Consider the following 18350-nt stretch of genomic DNA (forward strand, 5'->3'; position numbering starts at 1 on the left):
GTGTGATTCTAGCCAGGAAATATTAGCTACCTTGTACTTTTTGATTTAGGAGCGATAAATCAAGTTTTCCGGCGAAATATCTTTGGTAGAAAGTTGATTGCGATGTAAATCTCCATATAAATTCAGGTAATCAATTTCGGCGGGTGTAAGTTTGCCCTGTTTAACACCATAAATGGCTGCATCAATTTCTTGACGACGTTGCCATCCAGCCAAGCAAACATCTACACAGTTCTGGCTTAAAGAGTAGCGATATAAATCGGGTACTGAAGGTCGCCAACAATTTTCTAGCAGACCTTGGGGAGCATTCCAAAGAGCGCCTGTATGAGAGCCTGTAGATTTAAAAGTAACGATACCTGGTCTATGAGGGTCTTGGGAGTCTAGTTGATTAAACACTTGCGATTGAGCAGACTTATGAGCAACATTGTGTCTAACCATTACTACATCCAAGAAGGGGCTGTTAGACCATTGTTGAGCAAGATTAATATCATGAAAAGAAGCGCCAACATAGCGAACAGCCCCCATTTTTTTGAGGCGATCTGAAATTCCAATCATTTTTTCAATACTACGCTGATATACAGAATTAGCTCCTCTTAAATCAGGAGAAAGCTGTAAACAATCTTGTAAAGCTGACCCATCCTTAGAACCAATCCAGCCCCAAAAAAATACATCAATATACTCAATTCCCAATTCTACAAACTGATCTAGCAGTGCTGCGATCGCCATTTCTGGATTTTTAATGTAAGTTACTGTGGCTAGTACTACTTTCTCTCGCACCGAGGAACCACGCCCACACATCTGTCGCAGTGCTCCGGTCATTGAACTATAGATATGGTGATGCAGATCGCTGGAGTAAAAAAAGTAGTTAATTCCTTGATCAAAGGCGTAAAGTGTATCCTCACTGGAAATGCTTCCACCGCCTCCTAAGCCTAGACAGCTAACTGTTAAGTCAGTTCGCCCCAGTTTTCGGTAGAAAGGTAAATCTGATTTTGGGAATTTAGCATTTAAAGAATCAACTTGATCTGATGTTACGAAGGATGGTGACGCAAGATTAGTTATTAGCATTCGTTCAATAACTGGTAGATATTTTCAGAATTAGCATTCAAGTAGACATGTTGCAAGTCAATTCCTAAGAGAGAAAATTCCTCATGGATAGCCTGCATCCGCACTTCTGGCGAGTCATCTCCTTGATACCAAGCTTTTAATAACCCATTCGCTACAATCTGACAACGATTCATCCCAAAACTTTCCTGTTCAGCAAACTTTTGGTCTGGTTCTTCTGCTAACCCTAATCCTGGTAGAAGCTGCATAGTGAATAAGGGAACCTCGGCTTGAAAATAAGATTTATTTTCTTTATATACAACCTGTAAAACTTCTTTAACTACCTGATAATCTCTTTTATCAAAATACAAAACTCCTGAATCATGCCGTCCATAGTCTTTGGGATTATACAAAACCTTAAAACTGAAAGGAATTGCTAACTTATTTAGTTGCTCTGTCAGGCTCCTCATGACCGCTACAGCACCTTCAGGAGTTAAATTAAAATAGATTCGCACAGTTTTTAATGGGTTGTTGGCATCCACAAAATGAGTAAAGCCTAGATTACCAACTGCCATATAAAAGCCATTCTGTACCCGATTTTTGGGCATCCGAATAGCTACTAAGCTACCTACTACAGTGTCTTGATCAATAGCTTGAAGATGCTTATCGCGCTGAATATGTAATCTTAAACCACCCTTGTTTACTACTAAACTATCGTCTGTTTCTTCTTTAATTACAGACCAACCAGGGTCAAAATTGCTCTCTCCACAATTACTTCCATGCAATTGCTCATACAATTCCAAATCTATTCCCAGAAAAGTATTATTTTCTAAATCTATGAGCAAACTATTTCCTTCTCCATCTAGTGCTAAAGCACTTCGCATAGAACCGTTGTAATAGATTCCATAGAGAAAAGCCCGCAGTTGTAAACTTAAATATTTCTGCTGTATATGGGTTGGCATTGTCTGAAAACGCTCAACTACTTCAGACGGTAATTCTAATGGTTTGTAATTTGGATGGTGGATAGAAAAATCAGATTTTATCTTAATTTTGTGAACAATATCTTGTAGCGTATCCAGCAATTGCCCAGTTAAAGCAGCCTCTACCTGAGATTGATTAGAATTCAATAATTGCATAATGATTTTGTAACAACGAAATAGCTTAAATAGTAGAAGCAGTAAGACGAGTTAGTTCAACAACAGCAGTACCAAAAATCGTTGGCATTGATTGTACAGGACGGCTTAGTAAGCTCTTTGCAACCTGAAGCATAGCAATTCCCATATTGCCAAAAGATTTTTGATATTGAATCATCCCCTGAATTTGTTGAATTAAAGCAAAACCGATAAATTGCACCACTCGCTGCAAGAAATCAGGGCGATGTTCTAGAATTTCTGGAAAAGTGTTTAAATAAGCTATGGTTAATGCACCAATTGAAGGTTGAAGTAGTTCTAAAGGTGTGATTGCCAAGCGTAGAGACTCTTCAATACTCAGAGAATTACTGATAACTAAGCTAGTAAGCCAAATTTGTACATAGCTGCCAAGAAGTGTTCCCAAATCAAAAGCTGGATCTCCCCAAGCCGATCGTTCCCAATCAATTAGTCGGACAATATTGTTACTTGAATCCTGCCAATCTTTGTACAGGAGAATATTATTTAGTTTCAAATCATTGTGGGTGAGACAAGAGGGCGTTACAGCGTTACCCAATTCTGCGATCGCTTGCCCTAAGCTATCATAACGTTGATATAGAGCAAAAAACTTTAACCCATCGCCAGGAACTATACCAAAAATTTCCGGTTCAACCCGTTCTAATCCCCGAACCATAAGTGATACTTGAGCGGGCATTAAATTATCGGAATTTTTAGAAAAGAATTTCTGATATTTTTGGTGATTGAAAGTATCACGATGTATAGTGCCTAAAATAGTACCAATTTCCCTAGCGATTTCTGTAGGAAAGCTTTTTTCTTTAGTGTAAAAATCCATTAAATCCCGATAATCATCCAGATATCGAAAGACAATAATGGAATTTTCGGCATCAAAATGCAGCACTTCTGGTAAAAATGAGCGGTAGTTGTCAAGGCTTGGAAATTGTTGTAACAACTCTTGAATTCGCCACTCACTTAAAAATTCACCAGCCGCTTTCCCTTCTTGATTATGTCGTTCTTGTTTAACAAGTAGCTTGCGATTGCCTGCTAAACTGAGTAACAAATTAAAGTTTTTCGCTGTCACTGGTTCTATCTTACTAGAAGATTGTTCAGAGTCACTGCACAGCCCTTGTTCAATTAAATAATGGAAAACATTATGAGAGTTTAATAAAAATGTCATAAGCTTTGAATATCTAAACTATGGAAAAATAATCAAGACTAACTAATTTGTAGATAGAACTAGTTTGGGATTTTCAAAATACCTGCTTCTTTTTCAATGCGATCTAGAGCTTTTTTTGCCCGAAAGATAATTCTTAAATAAGCTAGTTGACTACTCCAAGCTGAACGAGGTAATAGGGTTGCTTGAGAGTCAGGAATAGTCGTATTTTCTAAAGCGAGAGAATCAGTAGAGATATTATTCATAAGTAATGATATTTCACAGTTATTAATTGTTGGAACTAACCAAAGATGATACTAATTCTGGGTATTCTTCCCAACCTTCTGGCCATTGAATGCGATCGCTAGTAAAATGAAGCGGATCGTTTTCTGGCCAAGGAGCATTTATTGGTTCCTCAATTAGCCCAAACTCACCATTATCAAAGGGGTTTCCGTCCGCACGACGTTGAAGAAATACTCGCTCCCGAATACCGCCTTTTTCCTGAGTCAGGGCGCGATGATGACAATAAGGATTATTGCCTCTTTTATCAAAGAAAACGTGAGCAGTCCAACTGCAACCACCCCGACAGAGTTCTGCAAATTCACAAGTCTTGCAAAAACCCCATAAATGTGATGTTCCTTTGGGTGTGTCAGCTCCGAGATTAAACCGTAATTCTTCGGTTTCTTCAATAATTGTCCGTAGTGAATAGTCACGGATGTTGCCGCCAGTGTAGGCTGTGGTAGGTAGTGAGGGACAACCTTTGATCGCACCATCGGCTTCAATACCTAAAGCAGACAGTCCAGCGCTACACCCCTGCCAAAATGACCAAGCGTCTCCACCCCGCAGCAGTCGTTCATAGGGCCCGTAGTAGCCGATGTTATTCCCCGGCTGCACCTGCACGCCTTCTCGCTTGGCGCGTTCGGCAACACGAGCAATCATTGGGTATAGATCCAATAGTTCGTAAGGTTGCAATAAAATATCAGTATTATCAGCAGCATTGCCCATTGGTACAGTCAACTGAATTTGCCAAGCGAAGACACCAGCATCGCGGAGATGACCGTAAATTTGAGGAAATTCTGGTGCAGACAAACGATTGATTTGCGTATTGCAGCCAAAGGGGATACCTGCTTCCTTAAGATGGCTCATAGTCTTAAATGCCCATTGCCACGAACCTTGTTTGCCCCGCAGGCGATCGTGAGTCGCTTCTAAGCCATCAACCGACACAGAAACCACGCCAATACCAGCTTCTTTCATCCGGTGGGCTGTGTCTAAGGTGATACCATAACCCCCAGTGGTCATGCCACACAACATCCCAGCTTTGGTAATTGCTTGGGCAATCTCTAGCCAGTCAGGACGGAGAAAAGCTTCACCACCAATTATGGTAACTTCTGTAATTCCCACTTCGGCCATTTGTTTGACTAAATCAAGGGCTTCTGCTGTGGAAAGTTCATTTGTCCTTGTATGACCAGCGCGTGAACCGCAGTGTTGACAGGCTAGATTACACTTGAGTGTAATTTCCCAAACTGCATAACTAATTCGGCGATAAGTCATTAGAATACCCTCAATTAATTTTTCTAGAAAGGGACGAACAAATTCCCATCCATCCCTATAAATTTAATCTGTTCTAGTAGCAACAGAGGTTCCCTCAACTATGCATCTGCCCGAATAGCTCCATATACTGGTTGGAATCTGGGTGGCCATGGACGTACAACTCCATATAATGGTTGGAATTTGCTCCACCCAGTTAATCCACCAAAAACTGCTGCCAGTTCTTTTTCACTTAAATCCTTGAGTTCACCTTCACTATCAGCAGACTCTAATAATTGAGTAGTATATTCTTCATACTCTTCTAGAGTGAAATTGTAGCCAGCAGCTTTAACGATTTGGCTACATTCTTCTTTATTATTAACGCCTTGAATTTGATTACGGAAAGTTTCATCATTTGCTAGCTGTTCATAAAAAGCTTTGACATGTTGTAGTGACATAAAATTCTCCTTGACTCGATTAAGTAAACTAAATAAATTTTTGAATGTTATACATTCTTTTGTTATCTGTTATTGCGATTTTATTTTGAATTTATGAAAGGGGACAGATCCCCATCCGTCCCTTGAAATTTAATCTGTTCTAGTAGCAACACAGGTTCCCTAAACTATGTCATCTACCCGAATAACTCCATACATCAGTTGGTAGGGTGGCCATACAACTCCATACAATGGTTGAATTCTGGGCTTTCCAGTTAATCCACCAAAAACTGCTGCCAGTTCTTTTTCACTTAAATCTTTGAGTTCACCTTCACCATTGGCAGACTCTAACAATTGAGTGGTATATTCTTCATACTCTTCTAGAGTGAAATCGTAGCCAGCAGCTTTAACTATCTGACTACATTCTTCCTTGCTATTAACGCCTTGAATTTGATTGCGGAAAGCTTCATCATTTGCTAGTTTTTCGTAAAAAGATTTTACATGTTCTAGAGACATAATTTTCTACTCCTGAAGTTACTTAACAGTTGGTCATTCTGTTAGGATATCGAACCAGACTCACTACTTATGAAGCCGAAGTCTTACCCGCCTCTGACTATGGACAGGCGAGACTTCGACCTATCCCACAAGAAGTAGTTGAGTATTTTTTATTTATTTGGAAGCGCCTTAACCGGCAGCTAGTTTTGACACTTGAATTGCTACTTCAGATGGATTGTAGTTATCTGTAATTACTTGTGGACAACGCATACAAGCTGCTTTCCCTTCTTGCTGCCACCATCGACAATCTCGGCGGATGGAACAGGGGGGTAGTTCTTGTGCTACTGACGGTAACTTTTCTACAATTCGCGTTGCTAAACGGCAATCTTGTCCATCAAAATGCTGACAATCTTTAGTCGCACAAGCTGCCGCCGTCCGAAAAATTTCAGCAGGTGTAATTGGATTAGCTTTTGCTATCAGTTCATCACTGATAGGTAAGGGCTGTTTAAGATAAGTTACACGCGGTTCTGCAACTGTTCCACTGATAATTCCGAAAACCACACTATCCTCGGATTCTGCTCTAGCACTGGGGCAAAGTGTAGTTTTATCCACAGCAATATCTTTCATCAATTGAGCTTCCAGTGGAGAGAATCTTTATGAAAGTAAGGGGTCAACTGCAACGAGTCCTATAGTAATAGGAGGAAAAATCTTACCAAGGATTGTGGGAACCAATTTTGATGCTCCACCTGCAACGCTTTTTGCTTCTTCGTCAGACATCAATAACAAAGATTCTTCTGAATTCAAAGCTTCATTCCGACGTGTCACAGCATTTTGCACAGCATCATCAATCAAATCGTTAATTTCAATTTGAATGTTATATTTTCTTTCTTTAGCTTCCATGTTGATTTTCCTCTGAATTCTTGACCATTGATTATTTTTTAGGCAATTATACTAATCAGTGTAATTGCCTAATATGTCCTCTATATTAGGAAAAAAGAAGCTAATCGCTCTATATATTAAGAACTCTAAATTAGACAGAAATAAAACTTTTATGTCACGAAAAAACGATGATTTTTGATTAATATCTATTGTTCTGTAGAGCCATATATCAGTTACTCAAGCTGTAAACTATCGCATATCAATTCAAATTTGATATTTGAGGTAATTTTGAACATTAACTAAAATATTTCTGTCCCGAAAATATTGTCAACTGACAGAGGATATCTAAATGTCTAGTTGCTTTCTATTCAGCTTTAAAGTACATAAAATATTTCAAATGTCAAGTAAAAAAGCTAGATTTGGTATTTATCATGCTAGGCGATCGCACTATTACCATCATCTCGCCTGACAAACAAAGCCCGATAAACAGGTTCACCCTTTTTTTGCGTGCCTATTTCCCTTTCTGTGGGCACTGGTAGGGGGTTCTCAGGCAACCATTCTCCTATACCAATTTTCTCAAAAGCTGGATTTTCTGCAAAGCGATCGCGCATTTCCACAGCGACAAATTCCATATCTGATTGCAGAAATACCAACCCCCCAACTGCAAGATACTTAGCTAAATCTGCTACTAGTTCTGGTTGGACTACACGACGTTTCGCATGGCGGGTTTTAAACCAAGGATCGGGAAATTGAATTGTAACGCGTTGTAAACTTCCTGAAGGGAGGGAAGATAAAAGTGAGTGTAGTGAGTTATTCACATTGCAAAATAAATAGTGCAGGTTTGTTAAACCTAACTCAGAACGTAACTTATTCGCCTCCACCACCAGCGGTTTCCGAATTTCTAAGCCTAGATAATTCCAATTGGGTTCTATCTTGGACATATTCAATAAAAATACTCCTTTAGCGCAGCCAATATCTAAATGTAGTGGTTGATTTGGCTTTACATAAACTTTTTCCAAGTCTTGAGGACTTGCTGGTGTTTGATACTTCTTACTAAGTGGATTAACATGCTGGCGGACTCGGACTGCTGCCAAAATTTGCTCTCCTTTACGTGAAAATATCTTGTGGTGAAACCCAGGCTACAAGGAAGTCTAACAAAAGTATGCCAAAAATTATCGGTCTATCATTCAATTGCTTACCCAGCATCAAGTTTGTATAGTAGTCGCAGTCAAATACGCCTGTTTTTTGAGGTTTTCGAGAAATTTATATTTTGGAAGTCCCTCATTTTGCATTAATCTCTAGAATTAAAATGCCTTAGCACATTTGCTTTAGTCATGGAGGGAGGAAACTTAAACAGTGGATATTTTAGATTTATTTTATAAGGGCGGGCCAGCGATGTGGCCAATGCTTGTTTTATCGATTCTGGCTGTGAGTGTGATTTTTGAGCGTTTGTGGTTCTGGTTGCGAATTTTGACTCAGGAAAAGCAAATAGTCGATCGCATCCTGGATGCTGCCCAAGATAACTGGGAATTAGCTGCCGACATCGCTAAACAAGCAAGCGATCAGCCTGTTGGGCGTTTTCTCTACGCCCCTCTACGCTTAACGAAGACTGATGCGGAAACTTTTCGACTCGCACTAGAGGCTACAGCAGAAGACGAATTAGCTGGGATGCGGCGGGGCGAAAAACTTTTAGAAGCTGTGATCGCCCTAGCGCCACTACTAGGATTGTTGGGTACAGTTTTGGGTTTAATCCGCTCTCTGCGCTCAATTAGAATTGGCGATTTGGGAACTGAATCCACCGCTGGGGTGACTACTGGTATTGGTGAATCCTTAATTAGTACGGCAACTGGGCTAATAGTTGCGATTATTGCTTTGGTATTTTACCGCCTATTTCAAAGTTTTGTAGTTAACCAAGTCAAAGTTTTTCGGAAGGCAGGAAATGAGATGGAATTGCTCTATCGCCAGTCTCCACCTGATTTTAGCAATCGGACACCAGTAATAGTACGGGAAAATTTCACTCCACCCCGCAAGCCAGGAAAGACTAGGCTTCCTGAACCTCCTGAACCCCCGAATACAGCTAATTAATAGTGAAAAATTCAACCCCCGAACCAGATTTTAGAGTAAGACATGAAAGTTAATCTACATACTCCAATTGAAGAAGTCCAAATTCAAATCATCCCTTTAATTGATGTCGTTTTTTGTATTCTGACGTTTTTTTTGTTAGCGGCATTACAATTTACCAGGCAACAGGCAATCAATGTTGATTTGCCTAAAGCCAGCTCTAGTAGCATATCTGGGATAACGTCACAGACTGGAAGTGTGATTGTGACTATTGATGCTGTTGGTAATACTTACATAGAAAAGCAACCTGTAAAACAGGAAGATTTGAGACAGAGTTTAAAACAGTATCTTCAACAAAATCCCAGTGCTGTTGTCGTGCTAAATGCTTCCCGGACAGCAACTTACAATGATGTAATTGAGACATTAGACTTACTGCGGCAAGTTGGGGGCGATCGCGTTTCTTTGGGAATTATCCCTGGCCCATCTCAACCACCCACAAACTCACTTAACCAGCCAACTGTTCCTGCTTTCCCAATCAATCCTGGTGCAGCACCAGTTCCAGGTGTCAATCCTGAAGGGAATATTACCCCTAAATTTCCCTTAGCACCTAATTCTGTGCCCTTTCCTAGCATAAGTCAGCCTCCAACTGGACAAGGCATCAGTCCTATCAATCCTGGTATTTCAAACCCACCAGCATCTCAAGCGCCTGTAGCACCCAAACAAACCCAACCTCCTCTTAAAAGATGATATAGGGGTATGGGGCATTGAAAAGAGGCAGAGGGGCAGGGTGCGGGGGGCAGAGGGGAAAATTTTTCTCCCTGCTCCCTGCTCCCTGCTCCCTGCTCCCGACTCCCCAATCTCTTGCCCAAACCTAAAGATATCTGAAATAAAATTCGGCTAGAGAAAAATTTACTGCTAATTTATAAATAATTGGTTGAGCTTTAAAGATTTTTCCACCGATAAACTGAAGTAATTTATCACCAATTGCCATTCACGTTTCAGGGGTTGTGGCATGAATATTGTGACGCTTTTAATTGTTTGGGTAGTAACAGCTATCAGCTTGTTGATTATTAGCAAATTGCCTGTGGGAGTCGAAATTGACACTCCAGGTAAAGCCTTCCTTTCTGCCGCAGTGCTTGGTATCATAACGGCAATAGTCAGACCGATTTTAAGTCTCGTTTTTGCAGTACCAAATTTACTTACCTTAGACTTATTATCCAGCATTTTCACATTTATGATTGCTGTGGTTTGTTTTAGTATTGCTGCGTGGTTAGTCGAAGGCTTTCGCTTGCGTTACGGCATTTGGAGTGCTGTTATTGGAGCATTTGCACTGACTATAATTAACAGCTTAATCTACAAAATATTGGGTGTCTAAATTTAAGAGTTAGGAGTTAGGAGTTAAGAGCTATTAACAACTCCTCACTTATAACTCCTAACTCATCACTCCCATCTCTTAACTATTCGTTGGAACTTGGGGGAGCAACTGGGGTAGTCGATTGTTGTTTACGTTGCTCACGTTTTTTACGATCGGCTGAGAGCATATCTGCCATGACTATCAGTGCTTGCGCCATCTTGTCTAAGTTAGAACGGTATAACTCCAAATCTTTGTTGAGTTTGTCATTGGAAAGGTGCAAACCGGCTGCGATCGCTTTTAGCGCCTCAGTAAGTTGCTTTTCGTCTTTAACCAATTCGGGATCGGACTGTTCCAATAACGAAAATACACCAATTGCAAACAAACGGTTGTATTTAAAGTTAGGATTATTGGCGATCGCTTGCAGTTGTGCTTGCAAGTCAGTATCTCTATCTAAGTAAGTAGTTTGGGCCAGCCACCCAATTAAATCTTTAACTGGCAAACCTTTCGCTACAGCTTGCAGTCTTTGGGCATCCTGCCGATATTGTTGCGGATCTTTTTCTATAGCCTGACATAAGGCGTTAAAAATTGATTCTTGATCCCGTTCTGGTTGATAGCCTTCCATGAAACGGTCAAAAGTAGTGACGACACCCAAGGCATAAATTGGATTGTAGGTAAAATCGATATTTACTGACAGCAGATGCATTTCCACCATCAATTCTTCTACTACCCGACGATAAATAGTGTTAATCGGACGGGTGTGAAGATTGTAGAAAGTTCGCTTTGTATCGGAGACTGTACGGACGTTATTCACAAATAAAAAAGAAATGTTAAGGGCGACGTATCTTTATTTTGTCGCTTAAAGGCTACTTTGCCAAGTTGAGCTTTTAGCGAGTGACGGTTTCATTTACAATATATACACAATCAGAAGTATTTTATAAGCTTGTAGTCACAGGAGATAAGACCTTTTATCCTAAAAAACTAGCCCAAAATTATTATCCTTAATGATTCGTTTATTGCATTTATGAATTTCTCGCCACAGTTAACTGCTTTAGGTGAGTACCTAACTGGTAAATTTGATAATCGGGAACAAGCCATCGCAGAACCAGTTTGGTATGTTCACCTGTGCCTGTGGCAAAGACCGATTAATCTGTTCACAGAAGATAGCATCACCTTGTTTGCCGAACAGGCTAACGTTATTACCCTAGATCAACCTTATCGCCAGCGAATTATCCGGTTGCGTCAGGGGAGCGACTCTGATACAACCGTGGAAGCACAATATTATATGCCTCAAGATCCAGGTGCATTAAGAGGCGCAGGTGATAACCCTGCTCTACTAAACACACTGACACCCGAACAATTAGATTTACTACCAGGTTGTATCCTAACAGTTACCCAAGAAAAACTAGCTGGCGATCGCTACAAGTTTACCGCTACCCCACCACCAGAAACACGTTGCAGCTTTACTTATCTTGGTAATAGCGTCTATGTTTCCTTGGGTTTTGCAGCGACAGCTACAGAATTTCACAGCTACGACAAAGGAATCGATCCAGCCACCGGCAAAGCAACTTGGGGAGCGATTATGGGGCCTTATCGCTACACCAAAAGAACTCAGTATTGAGTGCTGTTAGCGGTAGCGGGGCGTTTAGCCCGTGCTGAGTTATAAATTAACTCCTAACTCTTTTTTAGCTGGCAATGCTACGAGGTACACCTTCTAAAGCTTCATCTTCTGTTTCAAAAATTTCAAAAACAGTATCCATCATCGTCACTTCAAACACGAGTTTGGCTTCTGGATGTACATTACAGATGCGGAAACTACCCTTGACTTTATCAGCATCACGCATTCCAGCTACCAAAGACGTAAGACCAGAACTATCAATAAAATTTACCTGAGCCAAATTTACAACTACATGGCGACTGAGTTTGGAAATACACTCCTGTAACTTCAGCCGAAATTGCCAAGCAGTGGTAATGTCAAGACGGCCTGCTGGTGTCAGGATAATAACGGTGTTTCCGTCTTGGGTTGTATAAGTTTTTTGGTCTATATGAATCACTAAAGTCCTCCCCGTGACATTTCTCTTAAGATTAACTACTGGCAGAATTTTCTAATGCTGTCACTTGAGATTAACAAGCTATAGCTAAAATTGTCACCTTTTTCTGCTAAGTGCTTAACTCTAGTAGTTTAACTCAGGAAAATAGTGGAGAGTAGGGATTGGGGACTGGGGAAGGTGGGGCCCCCTCTGGGGATAAGGGGTAATGGGGACTGGGGGAAGATCAGGATAATTATCATAACTCCCTATTCCCTATTCCCTATTCCCTACTCCCTATTCCCTATTCCCCATTATTTCCAATTGAGCCAATCTTGAGGTTTCAAGAATGTTTCATACAACTCGGCTTCAGGGGAATTTGGTTCCGGTTGATAGCCGTATTCCCAACGGACTAAGGGTGGTAGGGACATGAGAATTGATTCGGTGCGTCCATTAGTTTGTAGACCAAAAATTGTGCCTCGGTCATAAACCAAGTTAAATTCTACATACCGTCCCCGGCGGTAGAGTTGAAAATTCCGTTGGCGATCGCCATACTCTATCCCATGTCGCCGTTCTACAATTGGTACGTAAGCTGGTAAAAATGCTCTGCCACAGCCTTGTACAAAGCTAAACAAATCTTCCCAATTGCGGGTTGCTGGTGTTCCTACCTGGTTGCTATAAATAGCCGCTTCCCCATTGGGATTTGGCCCGCGATATAAAGCACCCTGGCCATCTTGGTAATCAAAAAACAGACCACCTACACCCCTTGTCTCGTCACGATGCTTGAGGTAGAAATATTCATCACACCACTTCTTAAACACCGGGTAATACTCTGGGTGGTGTTGGTCACAAGCCTGCTTTAATGTCTTGTGTAAATGTGTCGCATCTTCAGCAAAGGGGTAATAAGGTGTCAAGTCTAAACCGCCACCAAACCACCACACTGGCCCCGCTTCAAAGTAGCGATAATTGAGATGAACTGTGGGCACGTAAGGATTATGAGGATGTAACACCATTGAAGTGCCCGTTGCATAAAAGCCATGCCCTGCTGCTTCTGGGCGTTGGGCTAAAATTGAGGCTGGCAAATGGGAACCCCAAACTTCAGAAAAATTTACACCTGCTTGTTCAAATATTGCACCATCTCGCAGCACGCGCGATCGCCCTCCTCCTCCTTCTGGGCGTTCCCAACTATCTTCATTAAACTTAGCTACACCATCTAGTTTTGCTAATGATTCAGTAATTTCGTCTTGCAGTTGTTTCATAAACTGACTGACCCTAGTCTGAGCGTCAGGTGCTGGCAGAGACTTGGATGATACTGCTTCTACAGTTGGTGTTTGCGAGTTGGTCAACATAGATTCCCGAACCTAAATTACAATTTCCAGAAAGCCACAAATTTTTCATTTTAAAATTTGGGGGAAACACGCGCCAACAATCTAGCTCTATTTGCCCAACCCGCTTTTTTCTTACTGGTTAAGCATTTATACGATTGATGGGCATCACTAGAGTTATTTAGTTATTTTCCCTCAAATGCGTATAGTCTTGTGTATTGAATTAGTTTTGTTTGAAATTCTTAATTGGAATATTTTGGTATAAAGACTAGATTTTAGTCTTAAGCTTGAGGTATCAAGGGTTTCACTATCTTTGCTGTTAGGGTTTGTACCGAATCGAGGCTTGCTATGTTTAGGACATTTTTGAGAAAGTTTTAATGTAGGGGTTGAGCGTAGTTGCATACCATACCAGAGTTACCAGAAAGTGTCTAGGGAGGAGGATTAGGAAAATGCAAGGTTGGTTATCCAAATTCATCCACCGCAAACGTCGTCGGTTTTGCGCTTCTCTGGTGTGGACGTATCGAGAGATTAGTTCTGCTTCTGTAGATGAACTGTGGCAAAAAGTGGTTGACTTAACAGATGTTTCCTGGCATCCACAACTTAAGAGTACTAATGTACCCTACGGATTAGTACCCAAACCAGGATTAATTTTTCAAGCTGTAACACGCTTTTCGCCAATTCCCATCAGAATTTTTGTGGAACGCGTCAATCATAAAGAGATGCTGAGTATCCGAGTGATGGCGATTCCTGGAATAGAAGAACGGGTAACTTACCAAGTTGAGTCAACGGTTTGTGGTACTTGTTTGTCTTATTCTGTAACATTACGGGGTTGGTTATCGCCCTTGATTTGGTCTTTATCCCGTCCTTACGCAGACCGCGTTGCACGGTCTTTAGTTGAGGCTGTAGAAAAGACGGCATTACCAGCGGTATCCGGTAAGAAAAAATCCCTTAATGACAGTTGTTTTGACTTTTAGGGGCTGGGGATTGGGGATGAGGGGGAGCAGGGAGCAGGGAGAAGAATTTTCCCCTCCGCCCCCCGCACCCTGCCCCTCTGCCTCTTTTCAATGCCCAATCCCCAATGCCCAAAGAAAGTTAAGATCCTATTAGGTAATAATGCTATTTGCTAAGTTTTATTACGGCAGTGACAGTGATAACACTAAGCTGACCTTACTTAAGAAAGCATCCAGTTAATAGCTAAGACATTCTCCACAATTGTATTTATTCATTTTGAATTTTGAATTTTTATGTACGATGTCCTCGATTCCCGCTCTGTCTTAGAAGTTTTGCGACCAGTAGAAGACCCAGAACTCCGTAAAAGTCTGGTAGAACTAAACATGATTCGCAACGTCACAATTGACGGTGGTAAGGTTAGTTTCACTTTAGTGTTAACCACCCCTGCCTGTCCTTTACGTGAATTTATTATCGAAGACTGTCAGAAAGCTGTCAAAAAACTCCCAGGCGTTACAGATGTCAACATAGAAGTGACGGCAGAAACACCACAGCAAAAAAGTTTACCTGACCGCACTGGCATTTCTGGCGTGAAAAATATCATTGCTGTTTCCAGCGGCAAAGGTGGCGTTGGTAAAAGTACGGTGGCGGTGAATGTCGCAGTGGCTCTAGCTCAAACTGGCGCGAAAGTTGGTTTGCTAGATGCTGATATTTATGGCCCCAATGACCCCACCATGCTGGGTTTGTCTGATGCTCAAATTACTGTGCGTTCTACTGAAACTGGTGACATCCTGGAACCTGCTTTTAATCACGGCGTCAAATTAGTTTCAATGGGCTTTTTGATTGACCGAGATCAACCAGTAATTTGGCGAGGGCCGATGCTCAATGGTGTAATTCGCCAGTTTCTCTATCAAGTTGAATGGGGAGAACTGGACTATTTGATTGTAGATATGCCACCGGGAACCGGAGATGCTCAGTTAACTTTAACTCAAGCAGTACCAATGGCAGGGGCAGTAATTGTCACCACGCCACAAACTGTAGCTCTGTTAGATTCTCGCAAGGGATTGCGGATGTTCCAGCAAATGAATGTTCCGGTATTGGGGATTGTGGAAAATATGAGCTATTTTATTCCTCCCGATCAACCAGATAAGCAATATGACATCTTTGGTTCTGGTGGTGGCTCTAAAACAGCCACAGAATTGGGAGTGCCATTGTTAGGGTGCGTACCACTAGAGATTTCCACACGAGTTGGTGGTGACAGTGGTGTACCGATAGTTGTGGGTGAGCCAGATTCAGCTTCAGCAAAAGCATTAACAGCGATCGCTCTTACGATTGCTGGTAAAGTATCAGTTGCCGCTTTGACATAATTAATTTTAATTTCTATCTACTTTCTGGGCTATAGCTTGGGAATACTAGGGATTGGGTTGGGGCATGAGGAAGCAGAGGAGCAGGGGGCAGGGGGCAGGGGAGGATGAGGAAGATGAGGGAGAAATAAAATAATCAGTCCCCAGTCCCCAGTCCCCAGTCCCCAATCCTCAAGCCCCAATCCCCAACAATCAAAGTCTAAACTGACACAATGTTGTTAAAACGATCGCTCCCCAAAATTCGCTGGAAGTCTTGGGTTAAACCCTGGCAGTCTGTAGATTGGCTACTATTTTGCTTGCCTATAGCTATCAGTATTTTTGGCGGCACTATGATTCTCAGTACGGAACTGAAGCAGCCGGTAACTGATTGGTGGTGGCACTGGTTGGTAGCGGGTATTGGTGTGCTTATAGCCCTGGTTTTATCTCGTATCCGTTACGAACTCTTGATGCAGTGGCACTGGGTAACATACTCACTAACGAACTTCAGTTTAATTGCCGTGATGATTGCTGGTACCAGCGCCAAAGGGGCGCAGCGGTGGATTAGTTTCGCTGGCTTTAACGTGCAACCCTCAGAATTTGCCAAAGTCGGTATGATCATCACCTTAGCAGCTTTGTTACACAGGAACACTGCTTCTAGCCTGGAAAGTGTTTTCCGCGTTCTGGCAATCACCGCCATACCTTGGGGATTAGTATTTTTACAGCCAGATTTAGCAACATCAATGGTATTTGGTGCGATCGTCTTAGGAATGCTTTATTGGGCAAACGCTAACCCCGGTTGGTTAATTCTGATGATTTCTCCAGTGGTTGCCGCCATTTTGTTTAGTATATCTTGGCCATTTGCAGAGCCGATAGTTTTACTCAAAGAACTATCTTTTGGCCCATTAGGGCTAATTTGGTCAGTGGCGATGGCGATTGTGGGCTGGCAAACTCTTCCCTGGCGTCGATTTGGTTTTGGCGCTATCAGTGCGTGGACTCTTAATATACTGGGTGGGGAATTAGGTGTTTTTGCTTGGAACCATATTTTGAAACCGTATCAAAAAAATCGGTTAACTGTATTTATGGACCCCGATCACGATCCTCTTGGTGCTGGGTATCACCTAATTCAATCTCGTATTGCTATTGGTGCTGGTGAAGTTTGGGGATGGGGTTTGTTCAAAGGGCCAATGACGCAACTAAATTTCGTGCCTGAACAGCATACAGACTTTATTTTCTCCGCAGTGGGCGAAGAATTCGGTTTTATTGGTTGTTTGGTAGTATTATTTGTTTTCTGTTTAATTTGCTGGCGTCTACTGCATATTGCCCAAACTGCCAAAGACAACTTTGGTTCCTTGTTGGCTATTGGCGTTTTGTCGATGATTGTCTTTCAGGTGATTGTGAACGTTGGCATGACTGTTGGTTTAGCGCCTGTAGCAGGAATTCCCCTACCTTGGATGAGTTATGGGCGTTCTGCTATGCTGACTAACTTCATTTCCTTGGGAATAGTAGAATCGGTAGCAAATTTTCGACAAAAGCAGAAGTATTATTGATTCGTCATTTGTCATTGGTCATTTGTCATTTGTAAGAACCAATGACCAATGACTATTAACAAGTATTAAGCTATTAGAAGGAAACAAGCGAGGCTAAAAACATGATTCTGCCTGGAGCAACTGTTCGCGTCAACAATCCCGCAGATACCTATTATCGCTACGAAGGACTCGTGCAACGACTGAGTGATGGCAAAGTAGCTGTATTATTTGAAGGTGGTAACTGGGATAAATTAGTTACCTTCCGCCTGAGTGAATTGGAACTCGTAGAAACCACAGCCGGACGTAAAAAAGCCAAATAAGATTACCTAGAAGTTAGGAGTCAGAAGTTAGGAGTTAGGAGTTATGATTCCTCAACTCCTAACTCCTAACTCTTAACTCAGCACTCTTAACTCAGCACTCCCATGCGCCTCCCTTTACCACAGTTTGCCACTGGCGATCGCCATCCCAACCACATTGCGGAGGTGATCGAAACTACTAGTACGGAATTTTTAGCTCAGTGTTTGGAACCGGAAGATTTAAGCTTTCCCTCCATGCCACCCTTTGGTAGTTGGGTTTGTTCTGTGGATGAAGAATCTGGCAATAAAATTTATGCCGTAGTGTATTATGCTACAACTATGCCCATAGATTCCGTACATCGGGCTAGAGCGTTGGGGTTGTCCTTGCAAGACTTACGGGAGGAACAACCCCAAATTTTTGCTATGCTCCGCACAGAATTTCGGGCTGCGATCGTGGGATTTGAACTATCTTCGCAAAATCAAAGTTATAACCAAAGAGTATATCAGTATCTTCCACCGCGTCCCCCGCAAATTCATCAAGCTGTTTATCGATGTGAACCAGAAGCTATCATTAAATTTACTGAAGAATTAGATTTTTTACGGACACTACTTTGTATCAATGGTGCGCCTATAGAGTCTTTGACCGCAGCTGCCATTCGAGATGTATACCAGTTACGCAAAGCTGACCGAGAATGGCTAATTAAAGCTGGACGTAGCTTAAGTGTGCTACTTAAAGACGACTACGATCGCTTGCGGTTCATTTTGAGTCAAATCCACCCGTAGGTAGTTAATTCAGAGACAA

Annotated in this window: 22 protein-coding genes; 9 read left to right on the plus strand and 13 right to left on the minus strand. The window is 41.8% G+C overall.

From position 1 onward, the window contains the following. Positions 1-45: 45 nt before the first annotated feature. The 10 genes from HWQ39_RS27090 to trmB form a co-directional block, all read right to left on the minus strand. Positions 46-1062 (minus strand): aldo/keto reductase, encoded by a 1017-nt coding sequence (locus HWQ39_RS27090; protein ID WP_292852168.1) that lies wholly within the window; start codon positions 1060-1062, stop codon positions 46-48. Further along, positions 1056-2174, minus strand: coding sequence for a T3SS effector HopA1 family protein (locus tag HWQ39_RS27095; protein ID WP_292852171.1), 1119 nt, complete (start codon positions 2172-2174; stop codon positions 1056-1058). Before HWQ39_RS27095 ends, HWQ39_RS27090 begins: the two co-directional genes overlap by 7 nt. A 25-nt stretch (positions 2175-2199) precedes the next feature. Further along, a complete protein-coding gene (locus HWQ39_RS27100) occupies positions 2200-3360 on the minus strand; it encodes a phosphotransferase family protein (RefSeq protein ID WP_292852174.1) in 1161 nt (386 codons plus the stop codon). A gap of 59 nt (positions 3361-3419) precedes the next feature. Continuing rightward, on the minus strand, positions 3420-3602 hold the full coding sequence (locus HWQ39_RS27105) for a hypothetical protein (protein WP_292852177.1): 183 nt from the start codon (positions 3600-3602) through the stop codon (positions 3420-3422). A gap of 22 nt (positions 3603-3624) precedes the next feature. Further along, a complete protein-coding gene (locus HWQ39_RS27110; protein ID WP_292852180.1) occupies positions 3625-4887 on the minus strand; it encodes a nif11-class peptide radical SAM maturase 3 in 1263 nt (420 codons plus the stop codon). A 98-nt stretch (positions 4888-4985) separates the two neighbouring features. Beyond that, entirely contained in the window at positions 4986-5321 is a 336-nt protein-coding gene (locus tag HWQ39_RS27115; protein ID WP_292852183.1) for a Nif11-like leader peptide family natural product precursor, read from the minus strand. A gap of 159 nt (positions 5322-5480) precedes the next feature. After that, positions 5481-5813 (minus strand): Nif11-like leader peptide family natural product precursor, encoded by a 333-nt coding sequence (locus HWQ39_RS27120; RefSeq protein WP_292852186.1) that lies wholly within the window; start codon positions 5811-5813, stop codon positions 5481-5483. Between the two features lie 168 nt (positions 5814-5981). Then, complete coding sequence (locus tag HWQ39_RS27125) at positions 5982-6419, minus strand: nitrogen fixation protein (RefSeq protein WP_292852189.1); 438 nt, start codon at positions 6417-6419, stop codon at positions 5982-5984. 27 nt (positions 6420-6446) lie between these two features. Beyond that, positions 6447-6692 (minus strand): hypothetical protein, encoded by a 246-nt coding sequence (locus HWQ39_RS27130; RefSeq protein WP_292852192.1) that lies wholly within the window; start codon positions 6690-6692, stop codon positions 6447-6449. 413 nt (positions 6693-7105) lie between these two features. After that, positions 7106-7765, minus strand: coding sequence for a tRNA (guanosine(46)-N7)-methyltransferase TrmB (trmB, locus tag HWQ39_RS27135; RefSeq protein ID WP_292852195.1), 660 nt, complete (start codon positions 7763-7765; stop codon positions 7106-7108). A gap of 262 nt (positions 7766-8027) precedes the next feature. Here trmB and HWQ39_RS27140 point away from each other — a divergent pair, with 262 nt between their 5' ends. The 3 genes from HWQ39_RS27140 (at position 8028) to HWQ39_RS27150 (ending at position 10107) form a co-directional block, all read left to right on the plus strand. Beyond that, the gene (locus HWQ39_RS27140; protein WP_292852198.1) at positions 8028-8756 is read left to right on the plus strand and encodes a MotA/TolQ/ExbB proton channel family protein; all 729 of its coding nucleotides are present in this window, start codon (positions 8028-8030) and stop codon (positions 8754-8756) included. Between the two features lie 42 nt (positions 8757-8798). Then, entirely contained in the window at positions 8799-9479 is a 681-nt protein-coding gene (locus HWQ39_RS27145; protein ID WP_292852201.1) for a biopolymer transporter ExbD, read from the plus strand. Between the two features lie 265 nt (positions 9480-9744). Then, complete coding sequence (locus HWQ39_RS27150; protein ID WP_292852204.1) at positions 9745-10107, plus strand: phage holin family protein; 363 nt, start codon at positions 9745-9747, stop codon at positions 10105-10107. 82 nt (positions 10108-10189) lie between these two features. Here HWQ39_RS27150 and psb29 read toward each other — a convergent pair whose 3' ends face one another. After that, positions 10190-10897: a photosystem II biogenesis protein Psp29 gene (gene psb29 / locus HWQ39_RS27155; RefSeq protein ID WP_292852207.1), complete on the minus strand. Its 708-nt coding sequence runs from the start codon at positions 10895-10897 to the stop codon at positions 10190-10192. A 210-nt stretch (positions 10898-11107) separates the two neighbouring features. On the opposite strand from psb29, the gene HWQ39_RS27160 reads away from it, so the two are divergent. After that, on the plus strand, positions 11108-11704 hold the full coding sequence (locus HWQ39_RS27160) for a chromophore lyase CpcT/CpeT (RefSeq protein WP_292852210.1): 597 nt from the start codon (positions 11108-11110) through the stop codon (positions 11702-11704). A 64-nt stretch (positions 11705-11768) separates the two neighbouring features. On the opposite strand, the gene HWQ39_RS27165 is transcribed toward HWQ39_RS27160, so the two are convergent. Together HWQ39_RS27165 and hemF are read right to left on the minus strand one after the other, a co-directional pair. Continuing rightward, on the minus strand, positions 11769-12137 hold the full coding sequence (locus tag HWQ39_RS27165) for an STAS domain-containing protein (RefSeq protein WP_179066965.1): 369 nt from the start codon (positions 12135-12137) through the stop codon (positions 11769-11771). 287 nt (positions 12138-12424) lie between these two features. Then, entirely contained in the window at positions 12425-13459 is a 1035-nt protein-coding gene (hemF, locus tag HWQ39_RS27170) for an oxygen-dependent coproporphyrinogen oxidase (protein ID WP_292852214.1), read from the minus strand. A 425-nt stretch (positions 13460-13884) separates the two neighbouring features. On the opposite strand from hemF, the gene HWQ39_RS27175 reads away from it, so the two are divergent. From HWQ39_RS27175 to HWQ39_RS27195, 5 genes are all read left to right on the plus strand, one after another. Next, positions 13885-14409 carry an SRPBCC family protein gene (locus tag HWQ39_RS27175; RefSeq protein ID WP_292852217.1) on the plus strand — a complete coding sequence of 175 codons (525 nt, stop codon included), beginning with the start codon at positions 13885-13887 and terminating at the stop codon, positions 14407-14409. Positions 14410-14679: 270 nt separating this feature from the next. Next, positions 14680-15750 carry an Mrp/NBP35 family ATP-binding protein gene (locus HWQ39_RS27180; RefSeq protein ID WP_292852220.1) on the plus strand — a complete coding sequence of 357 codons (1071 nt, stop codon included), beginning with the start codon at positions 14680-14682 and terminating at the stop codon, positions 15748-15750. 209 nt (positions 15751-15959) lie between these two features. Further along, positions 15960-17273, plus strand: coding sequence for a rod shape-determining protein RodA (gene rodA, locus HWQ39_RS27185; RefSeq protein ID WP_292852223.1), 1314 nt, complete (start codon positions 15960-15962; stop codon positions 17271-17273). A 101-nt stretch (positions 17274-17374) separates the two neighbouring features. Continuing rightward, positions 17375-17572 (plus strand): NAD(P)H dehydrogenase subunit NdhS, encoded by a 198-nt coding sequence (locus HWQ39_RS27190; RefSeq protein ID WP_179066960.1) that lies wholly within the window; start codon positions 17375-17377, stop codon positions 17570-17572. A gap of 102 nt (positions 17573-17674) precedes the next feature. Then, positions 17675-18331 carry an HAS-barrel domain-containing protein gene (locus tag HWQ39_RS27195; protein ID WP_292778930.1) on the plus strand — a complete coding sequence of 219 codons (657 nt, stop codon included), beginning with the start codon at positions 17675-17677 and terminating at the stop codon, positions 18329-18331. The last annotated feature ends 19 nt before the right edge of the window (positions 18332-18350 follow it).

The organism is Nostoc sp. NMS8, assembly GCF_017115045.1.
GTDB lineage: Bacteria > Cyanobacteriota > Cyanobacteriia > Cyanobacteriales > Nostocaceae > Nostoc.